Genomic DNA, 17,137 nt, shown 5'->3' on the forward strand with positions numbered 1-17,137 from the left:
TGGCCGGTGTACGGACCAGGTGTGCGCCGTCGTCGGTAATCAACCGTCCGGCGAAGCCCAGGTCGCGGTCCAGCCAGGAGTTGACTAACACGCCGCCGTAGATTTCCACGCCCACGCGGTTGTAGCCGGCCGAGGTGTTATTTGGCAGCGGTTTGACCCGGAAGGTGGGGGGAGTCGGTGTGGGCGCCGATAATACGGAAGCTTGGGTGCTCGGGCTGGTTTTCGGGGATGCGCCAGGCGATAACCGCGCCGTCACGAACCAACACGTACCCACCGGGTTGGCTTGGCAGATCGCCGGGTGCGTCGTCGACCACGGTGAAACCAGCCTCGGCTGCTCGGGCGGCTACCTGCGCGGTGACATGGTAGGGCGATGGGGATGCGTGAATGAAAGCGGCAAGGTCATCAAGATATTGCGTCATGGGTTTCAGTCTAGGCTGGTGCGCGCGGCAGCGGGATGTTTGCTGCGTTTGCGCAGCACGAAACGATCTGGCGCGCCGTCGAATTCGGCACCGGATGGGTCGTCGTGGGGTAGCAACTCGGCGTCTGCATGGCGCAGGCTGTTGCGCACTCGGTCTTGGTTGGGGTCATACATGTCCATGACCACGCGCAACATCAGATAAATCAGGACGACGACGTGGCCGGCGACGGCCAGCAGGTAGAGCTTTTCATCGAGTTGATGTTGGACGTCGTATTCGGAAATTGGCCCGGCCAGGTAGGCCCAGATGGCCCAGAAGTGCAGCAGTTCAACGGCCGAGAAGATTAAGAAATCGCGCCAGTTGGGTAGGGCGAGCACGAGCAGCGGGATAAGCCAGAGCACAAATTGCGGGGAGTACACCTTATTGACCAGGATAAATGCCGCAACAATGAGGAACATCAGTTGGGCCAGGCGGGGGCGGTGTTTGGTGGTCAGGCCGATGACGGCGATGATCGCGCAGAGGATGACAAATGACCAGAACGCCATGCTGGAGAGCAGTTGGCCGGGGATCTCGGTGTCGGTTGCGGTGGCGTAGGCGTGCCAAATCGAGGACCAGCCGGGTGGTCGATCGGACGAGAATTCATAGAATACGCCCCATGCGCCGGGGTTGAGCAGCATCATGGGCAGGTTGACGAGCAACCAGGCCACGGCGGCGCCGGCGGCTGTGACGAGCAGAGGATAGTAGCGTGCGGTGCGGATGGCCAGCACGAGAATGGCGCCCAATAAGAACAGTGGGAAGACTTTGACGGCGGTGCCCAGGCCGATGAGCACGCCGGCCCAGACGTAGCGGTGTTTGGAGAAGGCCCACATTGCCGCGACCATGAACACCACGGCCCACATGTCCCAGTTAATGAACCCGGCGAAGATGATTCCGGGCGCCACAGCGACCATGATGGCATCCCAGTACCGGATGCCGGCGAGTTTGGCCACGAGCAGCACGGTAACAATCCATAGGGCGACTATGGCCAGGAAGTTTAGGTCATAAAACACCAGGTTTGCACCGGCGTCGATACCCAGAATGTCAGATACTCGAGTTAGGCCGTGGGCTAACCAGGCGATCAGGGAGGCGACGACTGCGATGAGGATCGGGTATTCAAATGCGCTCTCGGCACGGAAAGGTGCCCAGGGGTCGGAAGCAAATCCGCGCGACGTCCACAGTCCGGTCCAGTCCGAGTAGCAACCACCGAAATACACTTCAGGTGCACCCCAGCCGCGGATGCGACACGGCGATTTCAACAAAGCCGCGATCAGTGCTGCGCCGACCGTCAGGATGATCAGAATGTGGCCGGGTGCAAAGAACGTGCGGATCCGGCCGGGCAGCGTGTGCTTGCCTCTCGGAGCGATGCGACTGTGATGCGTTGTAGCGGTTTCGGGTCGCGGATCAACCGCCGTCACATCATCACTTCTACTCGCCATGAGCAAAAGTCTACCGATATTGGCGGTTGTAGCGCATCACGAACGCAGTCGGGCGGTTTTGCTGTCGTACAATACGAAAGATCCATTGCATTTCTCTAAATTTTTCATGACCAAGGAGTTTCGTGCTGTCCAACCAAAAAGTTCGCGTGGCAATCGCCGGTCTGGGCAACTGCGCAACCTCACTGATCGAAGGCGTTGAGTACTATAAAGACGCTTCGACCAACGACACCGTACCAGGCCTGATGCACGTTCAATTCGGCGACTACCACGTCTCCGATCTGGAATTCGTGACCGCCTTCGACGTCGACGCCAAAAAAGTTGGCCTCGACATCTCCGAAGCGATCCGCACTTCCGAAAATAACACCATCAAGCTCACCGACGTCCCCGAAACTGGTGTCACAGTACTGCGCGGTCCAACCCTGGATGGCTTGGGCAAGTACTACCGCGAAACCATTGAGGAGTCGGACGCCGAACCCGTCGACGTCGTTCAACAGCTCAAAGACGACAACGTCGATGTGCTGGTGTGCTACCTGCCGGTCGGCTCCGAACAGGCCGCCAAATACTATGCCCAGGCCGCCATCGATGCCGGCGTGGCCTTCGTCAACGCGCTGCCCGTGTTTATCGCTTCGGATGAGTGCTGGGCGCAAAAATTCACCGACGCCGGTGTCCCAATCATCGGCGACGATATCAAATCCCAGATCGGGGCGACCATCACCCACCGCGCCCTGGCTGCGCTCTTTGAATCCCGCGGCGTGACCGTGGATCGGACCTACCAGCTCAACGTCGGCGGCAACATGGACTTCAAGAACATGTTGGAACGCGAGCGCTTGGAATCCAAGAAGATCTCCAAGACCCAAGCTGTGACCTCCAACCTCAAGGCCGAATTAGACGAAAAAGACGTCCACATTGGCCCATCCGACTACGTCTCCTGGCTGGATGACCGCAAGTGGGCCTTCGTTCGCCTGGAGGGACGCAACTTCGGTGATGCCCCAGTATCGCTGGAGTACAAACTGGAAGTCTGGGATGCCCCGAACTCCGCCGGTGTGATCATCGATGCGATCCGAGCTGCCAAAATCGCCCTGGACCGCAAGATCGGTGGACCTATCCTGTCGGCGTCAAGCTACTTCATGAAGTCGCCTCCAGTCCAGCACCATGATGATATGGCCCACGAACTCGTCGAGGCCTTCATCCGCGGGGAGATCGAACGCTAAAGTCCTCCACGATTCGACGGCGCGCTCTGTTTCTGAGCACGCTTGGTGGATAAACTGACAGCATGACGACCTTTGCGAATGTTGGCTCATTGGGAACCAAACCAGGCAAGCGCGATGCTGTGGTAGAAATTCTCACGCAGTTGAATCCCGATCTCATAGAAGCAGGCTGTCTGCTCTATGAGGTAGGGGTCAGAGACGATGAACCAGATACGGTGTTCGTGGTGGAGCTGTGGGAATCTGAGGAAGCGCACAAAGAATCACTGCAGCTGCAAAGCGTCAAAGACTCGATCAACGACGCCATTCCGCTGTTATCGGGCCAGTTTGACGGCGAACACTTCACGGTCCTTGGTTCTCCGCTGCGAAATATGCCTAGGTGACGCCACGCGTCAACGACGTTCTTGTCCCAAGACGGATATGAATAACGCGCGCCTAGCGCACTGAAGACTCATGATGGTTGGACCTGCGCCAAGGGGCGTCACCGAAAACGACTCGGTGACGCCCCTTGGCGCTATTCTGCGGAGACGCTAGCAGCAACGCCCCTCAGGATTTTCATCCTGGTGCTTGTACTTTTGACGCCAGAAGTCTTTTTCGCACAAGACCTCTGCTTCCGGATGGTGGCGGCGCTGATGCGCTACGTAGGTATCGTAGGATCTGTCACCCATAACGTTGGTGATCCACCAGCGCACCCCCTGGGCTGCGCGGACAACCTGCTGCCAGGCCGTTGAGGCACTGCGTTGTTGCGACATTAGTGTCCCACCTCAGATGGTTGGAGCTCTTCGGGGAGCTCATCCCACTGTTTTTCGAGTTTCTTTTCCGACGGCGTCGTGATAAACCCTGCCGGTGCGTATCGGCGCGATGGTACCGGTGCGTCTTCCATATCGGGGCCACCACCGTTACGGAAGGCTTTGATAGTCACGATGACCGACATGACCAGTACGACCAGGGCCAGCAGCACGAAGATAACCGACAGCGTGCCCTGAACAAAGGTGTTACGAACCACGGCTTCCATGGCTTCGACCCCTTCGGCTGTGCCAAAGCTGGTTTCTCCGGCTGCCAGCGCATCTTTGAAGGCGAAGTGGTTTGCCCAGTAGCCCACAGCCGGCACCGGTGAGAAGATCTTGTAGATCGAAGCGATTACGGTCACCACCGAGACGAAGGCCAGCGGCAGCACCACGATCCACAGCCAGCCGAAGTTACCGCGCTTGGCCACAATGGCTAACACGACGGCCAGAGCGATGGCCGCGAGTAGCTGGTTGGCAATACCAAACAGCGGGAATAGCGTGTTAATGCCACCCAGCGGGTCGGTGACGCCCATGATCAAAATAGCACCCCACCCGGCAACCATAATTGCCGTGGTGGTCCACACCCCGGGTCGCCAGGTGATCTCCTTGAACTTCGGGATGAAGTTGCCAATGGCATCCTGCAGCATGAAGCGTGCCACACGGGTCCCGGCGTCGACAGCCGTGAGAATGAACAGTGCTTCGAACATGATGGCGAAGTGGTACCAGAAGCCCATCAGGGCGGTCCCACCGAATGCCGACATAATCTGGGCAATGCCCAGGGCCAGGGTCGGGGCGCCACCGGTGCGCGAAATGATCGATTCTTCACCCACGTTTTGCGCCGTCGTCGTCAACATTTCGGGGGTGAGTTCAACGCCCACCAACCCCAGGGAGGAGACGAAAGCAACCGCGCCCTCCACGGTGCCACCGGTGGCTGCGGCTGATGAGTTCATTGCAAAGTAGATGCCGCGGTCAATCGAGATGGCAGCGACCAGGGCCATGATGGCCACGAAGGATTCCATGATCATGCCGCCATAGCCGATGAACCGGGTCTGACGTTCTTTTTCAATCATTTTCGGGGTGGTGCCCGATGAAATGAGGGCGTGGAACCCGGATAGTGCGCCACAGGCGATGGTGACGAATAAGAATGGGAACAGCGGCCCCGAGAAGACCGGGCCTTCTTGTCCACCGGCGAATTCACTGACGGCAGGGAACGAGATCTCCGGGCGCACCACAATAATGGCTCCGGCCAGCATCACAATGACGCCGATCTTCATAAAGGTCGACAGGTAATCGCGAGGAGCCAGCAGCAGCCAGACCGGAAGGACGGCGGCGACGAAGCCGTAGATGATGATGCCCCAGGCGATGGTTGTGCGTTCCAGATGGAAGAGTTCCGCACCCAGGTCGGTGCCAGCAACCCAGCCACCGGCGATGATCGCGGCCATCAGCAAAATAAAGCCAATGATCGAGATTTCGGTGATGCGGCCGGGACGCAGATAGCGCAAGTACAGGCCCATGAAGATCGCGATCGGGATGGTCATGGCCACTGAGAAGACGCCCCAGGGGCTTTCACCCAGTGCGTTGACGACGACGAGCGCCAAGATGGCCACGATAATGATCATGATGAGCAGTGCGGCAATAATGGCAGCTGTGCCGCCAATCTTGCCGAGCTCTTCGCGAGCCATTTGGCCGATGGTTCGGCCGCCACGTCGCATCGAGAAGAACAACACCAGGTAGTCCTGGACCGCACCGGCTAGGACGACGCCAACGATGATCCAGATGGTCCCGGGCAGATAGCCCATTTGCGCGGCCAAGACCGGACCGACCAGGGGACCGGCCCCAGCGATTGCGGCGAAGTGGTGACCGAAGAGCACTCTGCGGTCTGTGGGCACGAAGTCTTTGCCGTCTGAGCGAATCTCGGCCGGTGTGGCCCGTCGGTCATCAGGCTTGGTGATGTAGCGTTCAATGACCTTTGAATAAAAGCGATAACCGATGAGATATGTGGCAAGTGCTGCGAAGACGAACCAAATCGCGTTGACCGTTTCGCCACGCACAATGGCCAGCATGACCCATGCAATGCCGCCGACCAGAGCGATAGCTACCCAGATGGCGATCTTCAGCGGACTCATTTTATTGTCCTTGGCGTGCTCTTCTTCTGAAAGAGCTACCGGAGGTAACTGGGGATCCGTTTTAAGATCGCCAGTCGAGGCACCGTGTGACATCTTCGACTCCTAGTTCTGTGAGGCAACCCATGAGCTTAGCCTAGGCAACAGAATATTAGTTTAACTCTCAAAAGTCTGTGTATGAGCGGCCACGTAGCCTGCCCACCCCGAACATAGATGCCAAAGTGAACGAATAGCGTTCACAACGTTTGACAAATTCATCTATCTCCGATTAGATGTGGGTGACTTGAACCACAAATGAGGAGAATGTCATGAGCGTCTCATCGACAAGTGCCGCACCCAACGGTGCGATTGCACAACTCACGCCAGCACAGAAGCGTAAAGAATCGCGTCGGGTGATCCTATCCAGTTATCTGGGCTCATCGATTGAGTTCTATGACTTCCTGCTCTACGCCTCGGCATCGGCACTGATCTTCCCAACGGTCTTCTTTGCCAACCTTGACCCATTGGCCGGCACCATTGCCTCCTACGGAACCTTTGCAGCCGGTTATCTTGCCCGCCCATTGGGCGGTGCAATCTTCGGCCACTTCGGTGATAAGCTGGGCCGCAAGAAGATGCTTGTGTTGTCCATGTTCATTATGGGTATCGCCTCCACGCTCATCGGACTTGTCCCCGGTTCTGCAACCATTGGCTCCTGGGGTGCGATCCTGTTGATCGCTTTGCGCATGTGCCAGGGGATCGCCGTCGGCGGTGAATGGGGCGGTGCTGCCCTGATGGCACTTGAACACTCCGAGAAGGGCCGCCGCGGTTTCGCCGCGTCCTTTACCAACGCCGGTGCCCCGACCGGTGCCGCGCTGGGAACATTCATTCTGGGTACGACGGCCGCTGTTTTGCCACATGATGACTTTATGACGTGGGGCTGGCGTATCCCGTTCCTGCTGTCGTTTGTGCTGTTGATCATCGGCATGATCGTGCGCTCCCGCATCTCCGAATCACCAATCTTCTTGGCTGCCCTGGAGAAGGAAAAACAGAACACGACCGTCAAGAAAAAGAAATTGCCGATCATTGAGGTGCTGCGTCGTCCGCGCGCTCTGATTTTGACGATGCTCGCTGGCGCATCCGGCTTCGCACTGCAGGTTTTGTTGTCGACGTTCTCGGTCGGTTACGCAACTGAATTCGGTGCAGAGCGTTCATCGGTGCTCTATGCCTTTGCCCTGGCCTCGGTGATTTCGATCTTCTTCGTGGTCTTCTTCGCCCACATTTCTGATCGCCTCGGACGCCGCCCGGTCATGCTGGCTGGCCTGATCATGTTTGTTGCCTACCTGCCAGCATTCTTCAAGATGATGGAATCCAATAACTGGTGGCTCATTTTCGCCGCGTTCACCATCGCACTGGCCCTGCACGCGATCATCTTCGGCCCGTTGGCCGCGTTCATTTCTGAACAATTTGGCACCGGTTCCCGCTACACTGGCGCGTCCATGGGATACCAGTTCGCGACCCTGCTGGGTGCAGGCTTCACCCCGACCATTATGGCCACGCTCTATGCTTCGACCGGTGGAACCTCGGTCACCCCCGTCATGATGTACCTCATTGGCCTGGCAATCGTCTCGGGCGTTGCGATCATGCTGACCCGCGAATCCAAGGACTTCGACCTCGAAACCCAAGAACACTAACCCGCTCTGCTGCTCGTGACCTCAGGTTCACAAAGACCGCCTATCGAATCGATAGGCGGTCTTTACTGTGGTTGTTATGCCCTCGCGATTAGGTATCCGGGTACTGCGCTTTGATTCCCTCGTAGGAATCCTTAATAAGAAACCGCAAAATGTCCTCATCGACCTTCTCAAGCTTGGTGAGATACAGACACGCTTTGCTGGTCTTATGTGGCCCGAGTTCAGCCAGTTTCTCGGGGTGCTGGTCGGTGAAATTATTCAGCAGGTACACCACCAGGTTGGCCTTGCGCGGGCTAAACCCGGCGGCAGGAGCATCGCCTTCACGCCCGGACGCATATACATAGTGGTAGGTGCCAAACCCGATGATGCTCGGCCCCCACATGACGGGTTCTTCACCGGTAACCTCGCGCATAATTTCAACCATGCGCTCGGCATCCGCCCGACGCGTTGGGTTCTCGACGTGGGCAATAAATTCGTAGGGATCGACATCGGTGGGTTGCATAACGTTACTGGATATGGCCATGGGACCATGCTACTCCGGCTGCGTGCTGGGTGGGAGTACAGTAGGAAGCAATGCCGCGCCATACCGCGGCGTCGTCGTGAGTATTTCGAGGTCAACAGGTGGCAAGCCGGCCCAGTACAGGACTCCCTCCGGCCCGCTGGCGGATTTTCTTTTTGCTTCCCGCCGGGCTTGCAATGTTAGCTGCCCTCAACGCCGGACTGCTGTTGTTGAATCTGCCAGCGCCGATCGCGGCCTGGGCTGATCTACACGGCGTACTCATGGTGGTCGGATTCTTAGGCACCCTGATCGCCATGGAACGCGCCGTAGCCCTACGACACCCGCTGGGTTATTTGGCCCCTGCACTACTGGGGGCCGGCGCGCTCGGTCTGTTAACCCCGCTGCCGACGACGCTCGGTCAACTGCTGTTTATTGAAGGGGCACTGGCGTTATGCATCGTGTACCTGGTGTTATGGCGCCGGTCCCGCGATGTGCTCGTGCTAGTGCAATTGCTGGGCGGACTCCACCTGCTGATCGCAACCCTCGCGTGGCTGGTTGCCCCGGTCTCGGCCCTGGTGCCCTGGTTTATCGGCTTTCTGGTGCTGACCATCAGCGCAGAACGCGTTGAACTGGCCCGATTCCAGATGCCGCCCCACGGCACAACCGTGCTGGTGGCCACCACGACCGCGCTGACCGTAACCCTCACCGCCGGATTCTTCTGGCCGGATCTTGCCGTGCGCCTCACCGGAACCCTCCTGGTCATCTTGGTGCTGTGGCTTGTGCAGCACGACGTCGCCCGCGCCGGTATGCACGGCACCGGCCTGCGCCGCTACTCGTCGGTCGCCCTGCTGACAGGCTACGGCTGGCTACTTGTTGCCGCGGTGTGTTGGCTGATCTACGGACACCAAATCTCCGGCTTTGCCTACGATGCCATTGTCCACGCCGTGATGCTGGGCTTTGCACTGTCCATGGTCATGTCCCACGCACCCATTATTTTGCCCGCCGTGCTCCGCCGTCCGCTACCGTACCGACCCATCCTGTGGATACCACTGGCACTACTCCACATCGGGCTCATCCTGCGCGTGCTCACCGGTGATCTGCTACAGCTCACCGTGCTCTGGCAAATCGGTGGGGTCATCACCGTGGCAGCCCTGTTAGTCTTCGTGCTCACCGCAGCCACCTCATCACTGCTGGGCGAACCACCCACCCCCGCAACCCGAAGCTCAGTGACCAATACGCCCGACCCTGCCGAAAGGACACCATGAATACCCGCGGCGCGTGGTTTATGCGCGACATCCCCGTGATCATCTGGCTGACCACAGCCGTAATCATCGCCCTGATTCACCCATTCTTCGACTCCTCACGGTGGCTGTTAGTCCACCTGGTCGCCCTGGGCGGGTTCACCCACTCCATCATGGTCTGGAGCGTGCACTTTACCAACGCGCTGCTCAAAACCCCCGACGTCGAATCCCGCCGCACCCAAAACATCCGCCTGATCCTGCTACAGCTCGGCATGCTGGCCGTGTTCATCGGTGTGCCCACTACTCTATGGTGGCTGACCATCCTGGGGGCCGCCATGATCTCCGGGGTCATCCTCTGGCACGCAGCCATGCTGGCCTACCGCCTGCGCATCGCCCTACCCGGCCGCTTCCGCATCAGCGTGCGCTACTACATCGTCGCCGCAGCCTTCCTGCCCGTCGGCGCAGCCCTCGGCGTGCTGCTAGCCCGCGGCCTGCCCGGCGACTGGCACGGCAAACTGCTCGTCGCCCACACCATGGTCAACCTCTTAGGCTGGGTGGGCCTGGCCATCCTCGGCACCCTGGTCACCCTGTGGCCCACCATGCTGCGCACCAAAATGGCCGACGGCGCCGAACGCGCCTCCGTCCGCGCCCTGCCCATCCTGACCACAGGACTCAGCCTCGTCGTGGCCAGTCCACTGATCGATCTCGCCTGGCTCGGCGTCATCGGCGTCGGGCTCTACCTGGTCGGCACCGGCATCGTCTATGTGCCCATCATCCAAGCCGCCCGCAATAAAGCACCGCATTCCTTCCCCACGCTGTCGGCCTCCGCCGCGCTGATCTGGCTGCCAATCGCCCTGGTCACGCTCGCCGTCAAAATCCTCACCGACGGCTGGGCTACCCTTGCCCAAAACTACGGCGTGCTCACCGGCATGTTCCTCGTCGGATTCGCTCTGCAAATGCTCTTCGGTGCCCTGAGCCACCTGGTCCCCGTCGTGATCGGTGGCGGACCGCGCCCGCTGAAAGCCGGCATTGCCGAAATCAACCGCTTGGGCACCTGGCGCGTCGTCACCGCCAACCTCGCCATCGCCCTGTGCCTGCTGCCTGTCCCATCAATCGTGCGCGTCATCCTGTCTGCCATTGCCCTGGTCGCTCTGGCGCTGGCCCTGGTGTTCATCCTGCGCGCGATTATTGTCATGATCCGCACCAAACGCGCCATGGAACATGCCGACGACGGCGAGCTGCCCAAACCCGAACCCATGCCCACCCCAAAGGTTTCTGCACCCCAGGTCATCGCGTCGGTGGCCGTCATCGCGCTGGGTGCCACACTCGGCGTGGGTCTGGACCCCACCGCCGCAGGTCTGGGTTCTACTCCGCAGAGTCCGGTGGCCGAGGAGCAGGTTGAACCCACCGGCGAAGTCACCGAAATTGAGGTCACCGCAGCCGATATGCGGTTCTCACCGGCCTCCGTCGACGTGCCGGTCGGCAATGAACTGGTTATCCATCTGACCAATACCGATGCGTCCGAAGTCCATGACCTCGTGCTGGCCAACGGCGTCGACTCGGGCCGCCTGGCACCGGGGGAGTCCACCACCATTGCGGTCGGGGTCATTACCGAAAATCTCGAGGGCTGGTGCTCGATCGTCGGACACCGGCAAATGGGCATGGTCTTTGATGTCAACGCGATCGGCGCCACCTCGACGGACGGTGACGAGCATGATCACACCGACATGGCCACGCCTGGCGCTGGCGCTGCCGCCGAGCTGGATTTCATGGCCTCCTGGTCCCAAGACTTTGAAGGCTATGACCCCAAACTTGAACCAGCACCGGCAACAACAAAACATGAGTACACATTCGAAGTTACCGAGGAGACAATCGAAGTTTCCCCTGGAGTCGAGCAACTTCGCTGGACTTTCAATGGTGACTCCACCGGACCAACCCTGCGCGGCAACATCGGCGACACCTTCCGCATCACCCTGGTCAACAACGGGACCATGGGACATTCCATAGACTTCCATGCCTCACACGTAGCGCCCGATGAGCCAATGCGCACCATCGCGCCCGGGGAGTCATTGGTCTATGAGTTCACCGCCGACCGCGCGGGCGTGTGGATGTATCACTGCGGCACGGCACCAATGACCGCCCACATCGGTGCCGGCATGGCAGGTGCGGTCATCATCGACCCGCCCGACCTAGACCCGGTGGATCACGAATACATCATCACCCAATCCGAGCTCTACCTCGGCGCAAACGGTGAGGCCATCGACGTCGACAAGGCCCTGGCTGGGCAATCGGATGCCGTGATGTTCAATGGCTACGTCAATCAGTACATCGCCAACCCCTTGGAGGTAACCACCGGCGATCGCGTCCGGTTTTGGGTGCTCAATAACGGCCCCAATAAGCCGCTGAGCTTCCACATTGTCGGCGGTCAATACGACACGGTCTATAAGGAAGGCACTTATCAGCTGCGCAACGGTCGCGGAGCACTTGATCCAGCAGAGTATGACGACGGCGGCGCGCAGGCCCTGGATCTGATGCCAGCTCAGGGCGGATTTGTCGAACTCGATTTCCCCGAGGCCGGGCATTACACCATGGTCAACCACATCATGGCCGACGCCGAGCACGGCGCCAAAGGCATTGTTGAAGTGACCGACTAGCTGCCTGTTGTACGATGGCGCCGTGACCGAATATCAGATTGACACCGAGAACATCCTGGCACGCCACCGACAACTTTCTGGGCTGAAGTCGCTTGCGTCGTCGGCACAAAAGATGACAGACCGCAGTTTTGAACTCTACGGTCCAACCAATACCGGCGACTTCGCCAAGTGGCTGGGGCGGTCGGGCAATCTGACGGCAAAGCCGCAATTTGGGCAGCTCGTCCAGGCCCACCAGCAATTGATTACCACCCACGGCGTCTACGGTTGGCTGCAAGTGCTGTTGACAGGGGCCGTGTATCAGTACCAGCGCGATTACAACATGGGCGGGCGCACCGCTGACACGACCTATCTGTCCCGCCAGCACGTCGACGACGTCTGCCGACTGGGCACGCACATCGTGTTGAATTATGGCGCCCCAACGGTGGCAAACCGCAAGTTGCTGGCACACTTTATGAGCGGCAACTATGCGCGACTTGTCGAGCGCATCCTGCCTGCTGTGGCAGTCGAGATCGGTCAGGAACTACGTCCAGAGGCTCTGGAAGAAGGCGCCAATCCAATCTTCCGGTTACCCCAACAGTTCTTACAGATGTCCGTGGTGCACGAACTGGATATGCGACCCATGGATGCTCACGAACCGGTTCAGGACGAAGGTTTTGCCTACCATCCTAATGAGTTGGTGCAGCACGACGTCTCCACACTTGAGGGTGCTGCCCAGCAGATGCTCTACGAACTGACGATGATCACGCGCGCACTGCAAGAGGATGCTGCTCCAACGCCGTGGAATGATCCTGCCCTGGTTCGGGCACGACTGGAAGCGACGATGGGCGTGGCCTGGGCGTCGCAGTGCCTGGATCCCCACCCCGAAGTGGATTCGGAAGATCACCGCCAGATGTACATCGAGGATCTGGTCGGCCGGGTTGAGAAGATTCAAGAGCGCGGCATTATTGCTACGATTTCCGCCGAGACCTTCCAAACGCGACAGCTTGTCGAAGAAGCGGCAGGCGAAGATCCAGCAACGGTCATGCTGTATGAGCGAGCGATGCGCCAATCCGTCGATAATGCCGCCTGGGTGATTTTCAACTGGGTTCCAGACCTGCAAACGGCGGGTTTCCTGGCCCAGCTACTGCTGGACTACCAATTCGATGCGTTCTTCAAAGAAACCGAAATGATGTGACAGTACTAAGCGGTGGAACCTTTGCGCTGCTCCAGCCGCTCAGCAATCCGAGTGACCAAGATGAACATCCATGACGACGAAGAAGCGCGTTCTCCAGCGCACAGTTGCTACGGCGTCATACCTGAAGCTATAGTGCTGTACAGAATCTTGAGATCCGGTTCACAGCCCTAGCTACCCGGACAGCAACCCTCTCACCGTAGTGGGGTGCTCTAGGTGATGATTCGGCCCGACGAACAAATCGTGGGCAAGTACGGTGCCTCTCACTGAAGCTCCCCGTCAAGGGCGAGTTATCGGGTGCGGAAGTGCCGCGAGCCCTCATGAAATGAGTGAGAATTTATGACGACATCTTCCATCACTGAGCTGCCAACGTTTCAGCAGCTCCTCGAAACCACCGAAAACACCTCTCCGACTGATCAGCAGCTCTTTGAGCATTTCGCTCCGGTTTTCGAAGCGATCGCGGCTGGCGCCAAGCAACGAGAACAAGACCACGAATTAGCGTTTGACGCATTCGAAAAACTACGAGCTTCCGGATTCACGCGTGTACGACTGGCACGAGAACACGGCGGAATTGGTGCAGCCCTGCCGCAATTGGCGGAACTCTTGGTGGACCTTGGGCAAGCTGATTCAAATCTGCCCCAGGCGCTGCATGGGCACTTTATGTTCACCGAGCAACATCAAAACGAATCTCAGGGAGCAGTTTCCGCATGGTGGCTCTCTGAGGTCGCCAATGGCAAAATCTTTGGAAATGCACTCGTCGAACTGCCGCCCTCGGCCGGTAAGCGTCCAGTTTGTTGGACAGATGCCACCTCATCGGCTGGATCAGTCATTGCTCATGTGACCGGTGACAAATTCTATTCAACCGGTGCAATTTTTGCCGACTACCTCCTCATTTCAGCATCTCGAGAAGGTCAGGAAGACGAGGGACCGCTCTTTGCGATCATCGACGCGCAGCATCCAGGTGTCAAACGAATTGATGACTGGAATGGTTTTGGACAACGGCTGACCGCTTCAGGCACAACGACCTTCGATGAGGTCCCGGTGCTTGAAAACCGGGTGCAAGAATTCGATGTTCCCACCGGAGTGCTTTCCTACACGATCTTATGGATCGCGTTGATTGCCACTCAGACTGGCATTGGTCAGGCGGCCCTCAAAGATATCAGCGAATATGTTGCTGCGCGACGTCGTACCTACAATCACGCAACAGCAGAGACGCCTGCAGAGGATCCTTTGGTTCACGAAGTCATCGGTAAGGTCTCAGCTAACGTATCAGCGGCTCGTCATATCGTACGCGGCGCGGCTGCGGTGGCAGAACAGTCCTATATCCAGGTGCAGGGGCACACCGATCTGGAAGACCCTGTCTTTTTGGATGCGCATACGAAAGCAAATATTGCGTTGTCTGAAGCCGGCGTCGTCGTCTCCGATCTCATTCTGAATGCAACGAATCAGATTTTTGAAGCCGGTGGTGCCTCCGCAACGATCGCATCCAAACAGCTCCACCAGCACTGGCTCAATGCACGCACGATCGCAAGCCATACGCCGCTCATTTATCGCACACAGGCGGTCGGAAATTATCGAATCAACGGAGTGATCCCACCCCATCACTCCACCGCTCGCAACTCGCAGGCTCAATCCAATGATTCGGAAGTTGCCAAATCCAACGGGTAGGCCCAACTCACAGTGTGGGGCGTCCTATCGATGCGACAGGACGCCCACACTGTGAAAGTGTCAACGGTTGGCTGTTACCGGCTCGAAGTTAACCGGTTAGAACCGGCCCACGATGTTGCAGCGAGACCGAACAAATGTGAAAGTGCTAAGCAGCGGAACCTTTGCGCTGCTCCAACCGATCGGCAATCCAGACTTTAATCAGTGATTGGCGTGTGATGCCCAGTCGTTGAGCTTCATCATCGAGTGCTTCAACCATCCATCCAGGAAAGTCGACATTCACGCGTCGGGTTTCACGCGCTGGCCGCCTCGCGCTTTCAAGGTCTAAGTATTCGCTGACGTCCTGCCCGTCGTCGAACGCCTCATCAAAATCTTGATTCTTCATAAATCTGCACTTCTGCTATCTGCCCCATGACCAACCATCGAGGTTCACCCTCCGTGCGCACTGGTACCTCAACATAGTCCACATCCTCCCAAAGCATTTGCGCGTCAAAAAAATCGATACCGTGTTTCAGCTTGTTCGTATTACTCTTGAGACGGTTAAAATCGAACTCCATAATATACCTATTTCAGTATAGAAACTATCCCTCTGACGCCTATTTGCGTCTCTTTTAAATGTACTCATGCGAAAAGCTCACCGATACGACAGGCGAGCAGAATGTGGATATCCACCATGACGGGCTGGAATGTTCCGCCTCAACACACAGGACAGCCACGATCCGAGGACACCATCCGCGTGAAAGAGCGTCGAGGCTAGGACCTTTCGTGTGGTGTTTCGATTACGTGATGATTTGCAGTAAATTTAGCAAGGTCACGAAGTAGTTGTTCGCGCCAGCAGGCGATGTCGTGTCCACCAATATAGGTCTCAATTGATATCCCGATATCGAGGCTGACGAGTTCTGCTACGACATCCTGAGTGTGCTCAAGCAACAGACCCTCAGCACTGCCCACTGAAACGGCAATTCGGACATGAGATGTCGGCTGCTGTTGCACATAATGACGAATCCATTGGGTAGCAGTGCCTGCTGACTCATGTTGGGCCAACGTTCGCGGGCTTGCATTCGGCGACGGATTCCACCAGACCGACGGAGAGCAGACCGATGCATAGCCGAACATGTCAGGGTAGGCGCATGCAAGAGCCATAGCGGCTATGCCCCCGAGACTTTGCCCAATAATGGTCCACTCTCCCTGGGGCGCAACGAAAATATCACGCTCGCCCAGCCAGGCGATGAACCAAGGCAGCGTGTGGTGCACGAGCGCATCGAAAACTGATGGTCGAACGCCCAAGGTTTGCCGTCGATCAGCCCGATCAATATTGCCGATACCCAACACCACCATCGGTGGCAATACTTGGGCTTCAATGGCAGCGTCGATCGCCTGGTAAATTTTCAGATCTCCAAACCAGTCGTCGCCATCGAAGACAACAGCCAGTGGAAGGGGAGTGTTGTGGTCTCCCGGCGGAGTATACGCATACACGGGACGAGGGTGGGACACGGCGTCCTGCGATGCCTCGCGGGAGCTATCATCGAGCGCTCGGTGAAAGGTAGTCACCGTCCCTTGGCTAGCAGTTGCCGACTGTGACCAGAATGGTTGTGGGGGAGCATCCGGACCGACGTAAACACTGAGCCCACCACCGCGCCCATCTGACCGGAGGGGCGGGTGTGGATTGGCTGGATCTAACTTGGTGACGAAACCGGTTTCATGTGGTGGTCCTGCCGGGAGTTCCTCGTCGATGGCAAGTGAGACAAACCCATAGGACGCACGCAGTCGCGCATCCAGCTCCAGCGCGACTTCCCACCAACCGGTGTCATCAGCTCTTGTCATCCACCCTTTAGCAATGTTGTCCTTATCAGTGACCCGGTTCATCGACAAGTGCACCTTATCCGCCACGGGATCGAAATACCGAAACATCACGGTGCGGCACCGCTGAGCAACATTCGATGGCACAGGGCTTTCAGCACGTGCGGAGGGGCGGGGTGATGACGTGTTGTGCACGGAGCTATCGCCTACTCACTATTCCAAGGGCTAGTCACTCTCACCAGATTATCCGCTGTCTCATGACGCCGTCAGCCCCCTCGGACATAAGAGATGGGTGCCGACCAAACGGGCTCTTCGGAATTTTGGGTGTAGATCGGTTTGGTGACCGGGGTGTGTTGAAGGCATAAAAAAGTCGAGGTCTTCCGAAGATGGAAGTGCTCAAACAACACATCTAAAGAAAGACCTCGACATGCCC

General features: G+C 58.1%; 15 protein-coding genes, 1 pseudogene and 1 riboswitch. Of the genes and pseudogenes, 7 read left to right on the forward strand and 9 right to left on the reverse strand.

What is annotated here, in order from left to right; translation table 11 throughout:
* The 3 genes and pseudogenes from A6F49_RS18930 to A6F49_RS15065 all read right to left on the reverse strand — a co-directional run.
* A pseudogene (locus tag A6F49_RS18930) lies at window positions 1-256 on the reverse strand (M18 family aminopeptidase); the annotation flags it as partial.
* A complete protein-coding gene (locus tag A6F49_RS15060) occupies window positions 138-419 on the reverse strand; it encodes a hypothetical protein (protein ID WP_052499924.1) in 282 nt (93 codons plus the stop codon). The pseudogene A6F49_RS18930 and the gene A6F49_RS15060, both read right to left, overlap by 119 nt.
* Window positions 420-424: 5 nt before the next feature.
* Window positions 425-1,891 (reverse strand): glycosyltransferase family 87 protein, encoded by a 1,467-nt coding sequence (locus A6F49_RS15065; RefSeq protein WP_082911838.1) that lies wholly within the window; start codon window positions 1,889-1,891, stop codon window positions 425-427.
* 125 nt (window positions 1,892-2,016) lie between these two features.
* Here A6F49_RS15065 and A6F49_RS15070 point away from each other — a divergent pair, with 125 nt between their 5' ends.
* Together A6F49_RS15070 and A6F49_RS15075 are read left to right on the forward strand one after the other, a co-directional pair.
* Window positions 2,017-3,102 carry an inositol-3-phosphate synthase gene (locus A6F49_RS15070; protein ID WP_043055395.1) on the forward strand — a complete coding sequence of 362 codons (1,086 nt, stop codon included), beginning with the start codon at window positions 2,017-2,019 and terminating at the stop codon, window positions 3,100-3,102.
* 62 nt (window positions 3,103-3,164) lie between these two features.
* Complete coding sequence (locus A6F49_RS15075; RefSeq protein ID WP_043055384.1) at window positions 3,165-3,479, forward strand: putative quinol monooxygenase; 315 nt, start codon at window positions 3,165-3,167, stop codon at window positions 3,477-3,479.
* 147 nt (window positions 3,480-3,626) lie between these two features.
* Here A6F49_RS15075 and A6F49_RS15080 read toward each other — a convergent pair whose 3' ends face one another.
* The gene (locus A6F49_RS15080; protein ID WP_043055385.1) at window positions 3,627-3,848 is read right to left on the reverse strand and encodes a YbdD/YjiX family protein; all 222 of its coding nucleotides are present in this window, start codon (window positions 3,846-3,848) and stop codon (window positions 3,627-3,629) included.
* The gene (locus tag A6F49_RS15085; RefSeq protein WP_043055386.1) at window positions 3,848-6,103 is read right to left on the reverse strand and encodes a carbon starvation CstA family protein; all 2,256 of its coding nucleotides are present in this window, start codon (window positions 6,101-6,103) and stop codon (window positions 3,848-3,850) included. Before A6F49_RS15085 ends, A6F49_RS15080 begins: the two co-directional genes overlap by 1 nt.
* 212 nt (window positions 6,104-6,315) lie before the next feature.
* Here A6F49_RS15085 and A6F49_RS15090 point away from each other — a divergent pair, with 212 nt between their 5' ends.
* Window positions 6,316-7,677 carry an MFS transporter gene (locus tag A6F49_RS15090; protein WP_043055387.1) on the forward strand — a complete coding sequence of 454 codons (1,362 nt, stop codon included), beginning with the start codon at window positions 6,316-6,318 and terminating at the stop codon, window positions 7,675-7,677.
* Window positions 7,678-7,765: 88 nt separating this feature from the next.
* Here the strand turns inward: A6F49_RS15090 and A6F49_RS15095 are convergent, their stop codons facing one another.
* The gene (locus A6F49_RS15095) at window positions 7,766-8,197 is read right to left on the reverse strand and encodes a DUF1801 domain-containing protein (RefSeq protein ID WP_043055388.1); all 432 of its coding nucleotides are present in this window, start codon (window positions 8,195-8,197) and stop codon (window positions 7,766-7,768) included.
* Between the two features lie 98 nt (window positions 8,198-8,295).
* On the opposite strand from A6F49_RS15095, the gene A6F49_RS15100 reads away from it, so the two are divergent.
* The 4 genes from A6F49_RS15100 to A6F49_RS15115 all read left to right on the forward strand — a co-directional run bounded on the left by A6F49_RS15100 (window position 8,296) and on the right by A6F49_RS15115 (window position 14,907).
* Window positions 8,296-9,438, forward strand: a complete 1,143-nt coding sequence (locus tag A6F49_RS15100) for a hypothetical protein (protein ID WP_150119551.1) — start codon at window positions 8,296-8,298, stop codon at window positions 9,436-9,438.
* A complete protein-coding gene (locus tag A6F49_RS15105; RefSeq protein WP_043055390.1) occupies window positions 9,435-12,068 on the forward strand; it encodes a multicopper oxidase domain-containing protein in 2,634 nt (877 codons plus the stop codon). The genes A6F49_RS15100 and A6F49_RS15105 overlap by 4 nt, the downstream gene beginning before the upstream one ends.
* A gap of 22 nt (window positions 12,069-12,090) precedes the next feature.
* Window positions 12,091-13,242 (forward strand): hypothetical protein, encoded by a 1,152-nt coding sequence (locus tag A6F49_RS15110; protein WP_150119552.1) that lies wholly within the window; start codon window positions 12,091-12,093, stop codon window positions 13,240-13,242.
* 143 nt (window positions 13,243-13,385) lie between these two features.
* Window positions 13,386-13,499, forward strand: a riboswitch (SAM riboswitch).
* A 79-nt stretch (window positions 13,500-13,578) separates the two neighbouring features.
* On the forward strand, window positions 13,579-14,907 hold the full coding sequence (locus tag A6F49_RS15115; protein WP_043055392.1) for an acyl-CoA dehydrogenase family protein: 1,329 nt from the start codon (window positions 13,579-13,581) through the stop codon (window positions 14,905-14,907).
* A 145-nt stretch (window positions 14,908-15,052) separates the two neighbouring features.
* Here the strand turns inward: A6F49_RS15115 and brnA are convergent, their stop codons facing one another.
* The 3 genes from brnA to A6F49_RS15130 all read right to left on the reverse strand — a co-directional run bounded on the left by brnA (window position 15,053) and on the right by A6F49_RS15130 (window position 16,815).
* Window positions 15,053-15,289 carry a type II toxin-antitoxin system BrnA family antitoxin gene (gene brnA / locus A6F49_RS15120; protein WP_043055393.1) on the reverse strand — a complete coding sequence of 79 codons (237 nt, stop codon included), beginning with the start codon at window positions 15,287-15,289 and terminating at the stop codon, window positions 15,053-15,055.
* Window positions 15,270-15,461: a BrnT family toxin gene (locus A6F49_RS18935; RefSeq protein WP_052499925.1), complete on the reverse strand. Its 192-nt coding sequence runs from the start codon at window positions 15,459-15,461 to the stop codon at window positions 15,270-15,272. Before A6F49_RS18935 ends, brnA begins: the two co-directional genes overlap by 20 nt.
* Window positions 15,462-15,657: 196 nt before the next feature.
* Complete coding sequence (locus A6F49_RS15130; protein WP_268751220.1) at window positions 15,658-16,815, reverse strand: alpha/beta hydrolase; 1,158 nt, start codon at window positions 16,813-16,815, stop codon at window positions 15,658-15,660.
* Window positions 16,816-17,137 lie beyond the last annotated feature (322 nt).

The organism is Enteractinococcus helveticum, from assembly GCF_001657475.1.
GTDB classification, from domain to species: domain Bacteria; phylum Actinomycetota; class Actinomycetes; order Actinomycetales; family Micrococcaceae; genus Yaniella; species Yaniella helvetica.